Annotated in this window: 3 protein-coding genes; all 3 read right to left on the bottom strand. The window is 67.0% G+C overall.

Going from position 1 to position 1681, the window contains the following annotated elements:
* Nucleotides 1-784, bottom strand: a 784-nt coding sequence (locus tag ACMUOO_RS17430) for an NADH-quinone oxidoreductase subunit D (RefSeq protein WP_413855834.1), incomplete at its 3' end; no start/stop codon positions are given.
* A 1-nt stretch (nucleotide 785) separates the two neighbouring features.
* Complete coding sequence (locus ACMUOO_RS17425; protein WP_413855833.1) at nucleotides 786-1406, bottom strand: NADH-quinone oxidoreductase subunit C; 621 nt, start codon at nucleotides 1404-1406, stop codon at nucleotides 786-788.
* Nucleotides 1407-1422: 16 nt separating this feature from the next.
* Nucleotides 1423-1681 (bottom strand): NADH-quinone oxidoreductase subunit B (locus ACMUOO_RS17420; RefSeq protein WP_413855832.1); only part of this gene is annotated, 259 nt, incomplete at its 5' end.

Genomic DNA, 1681 nt, shown 5'->3' with positions numbered 1-1681 from the left:
CATACTGCTCGTAGCCGGAGTAGGGCTTGTCCTTGCGCAGGTCGTTCGGCACGCCGGAGCCGCGGAGGTTCGGGCCGCTGAGGCCGTAGGCGATGGCGTCGGCCTTCGAGATGACGCCGATGTCGACGGTGCGGTCTAGGAAGATCTTGTTGCGCGAGAGCAGCCCGAGGATCTCCTCGAGGATCGGCAGGAACTGGTCGCAGAACGCGTCGACCTTCTGGATCCAGCCCTCGGGCACGTCGCGCGTCAGGCCGCCGATACGGGTGTAGCTGGTGGTGAAGCGCGCGCCGGTCAGCTCCTCGAAGAGCTTGTAGAGTTTCTCGCGCTCCTCGAAGCAATACATGAACACCGACCAGGCGCCGACATCGATGCCGTAGGCACCGAGACCCATCAGGTGGGACGACACGCGGGCCATCTCCGCCGTGAGCACGCGGATGGCCTGGCAGCGGGGCGGCATCTCGAGGCCGGCGAGGCGCTCGACCGCGATGGCGTAGGCCATGTTGTTCGCGAGCGGGGCGATGTAATCCAGCCGGTCCGTGTAGGGCACGAACTGGTTGTAGGTCATGTTTTCCGCGATCTTCTCGTCGCCGCGGTGCAGGTAGCCGATGACCGGGTCCGCCTTCGTCACGATCTCGCCGTCGAGCTCGAACTGGATGCGCAGCACGCCGTGGGTGGACGGGTGCGACGGGCCCATGGAGAGGGACATCTTCTCCGGGTCGAACTCCTTGGGAAGGTTCGAGGCGGCTTTCGCGGCGGCGTCGGGATAGGAAAAATCGGTGGCCATGTTACTCGGGTTTCTCGCGCTTTTCATTCCAGGCCTCGTCCTTGGCGCGCGGTTCGGCGTCGCTCATCGGCTCGCCCGGGGTGGCCACGAAGGGGCCGCCGGCCATCGGGGCGGGAATGACGCCGACGCCGATCTCGGCGTTGATGTCGGCGTCGGACATCTCGGTCGGCAGGCCGGCGAGGGGGAACTCCTTGCGGAGCGGGAAATACGGATAGGCGTCCCACATCAGGATGCGGCGCAGGTCGGGATGCCCGGTGAACTTGATGCCGAACATGTCGTAGGTCTCGCGCTCGTGCCAGTCGGCGCCGGCCCAGAGGCCCGAGGTGGTCGGCATGGCCGGCTCGGCGTCGGAGGCGCAGCTGGCGGCGAGGCGGACGTAGGTGTGCTTCGTGCTCGAGTAGAGGTGCCAGACGACGGTGAAGCGCGGGGATTGTTCGGCGCTCCAGTCGATGGCGGTCAGGTCCATCAGGAAGTCGTAGGCCTGGGTGTCGCGCAGGTATTGCAGCACGGCGAGGACGTCGCCGGCGGGGACATTGAAGGCGGGGCAGTCGAGGCTCGGGCGCGGGGCGGCCGAGGGGAACTGCTGGCTAACGGCGGTCGGAAGGTCGACGTCGGTGGTCATGCGCGGCAGCAGGGCGTCAGGCAGCGGTGAACTGCTTCTTGAGCGCAGGTTCGCGGCGAACCTTCGTCTGGAGCTTCATGAGGGCATCAAGCAGGGCCTCGGGACGGGGCGGGCAGCCGCTGATATAGACGTCCACCGGCACGATGCGGTCCACCCCCTGCAGGGTGGCATAGCTCCGATACATGCCGCCCGAGCTGGCGCAGGCGCCCATGGCGATGACCCATTTCGGGGCGGCCATCTGGTCATAGATGCGGCGGACCACCGGGGCCATCTTG

It is taken from the genome of Albidovulum sp., assembly GCF_041919395.1.
GTDB lineage: Bacteria > Pseudomonadota > Alphaproteobacteria > Rhodobacterales > Rhodobacteraceae > Albidovulum.
The sequence above is the reverse complement of the archived record's forward strand: the minus strand, read 5'-3'. Positions and strand labels throughout refer to the sequence as shown.

Excerpts from the sequence above, each read along its gene's own strand:
- ACMUOO_RS17425 (WP_413855833.1), bottom strand. The coding sequence starts at position 1,406 with ATGACCACCGACGTCGACCTTCCGACCGCCGTTAGCCAGCAGTTCCCC.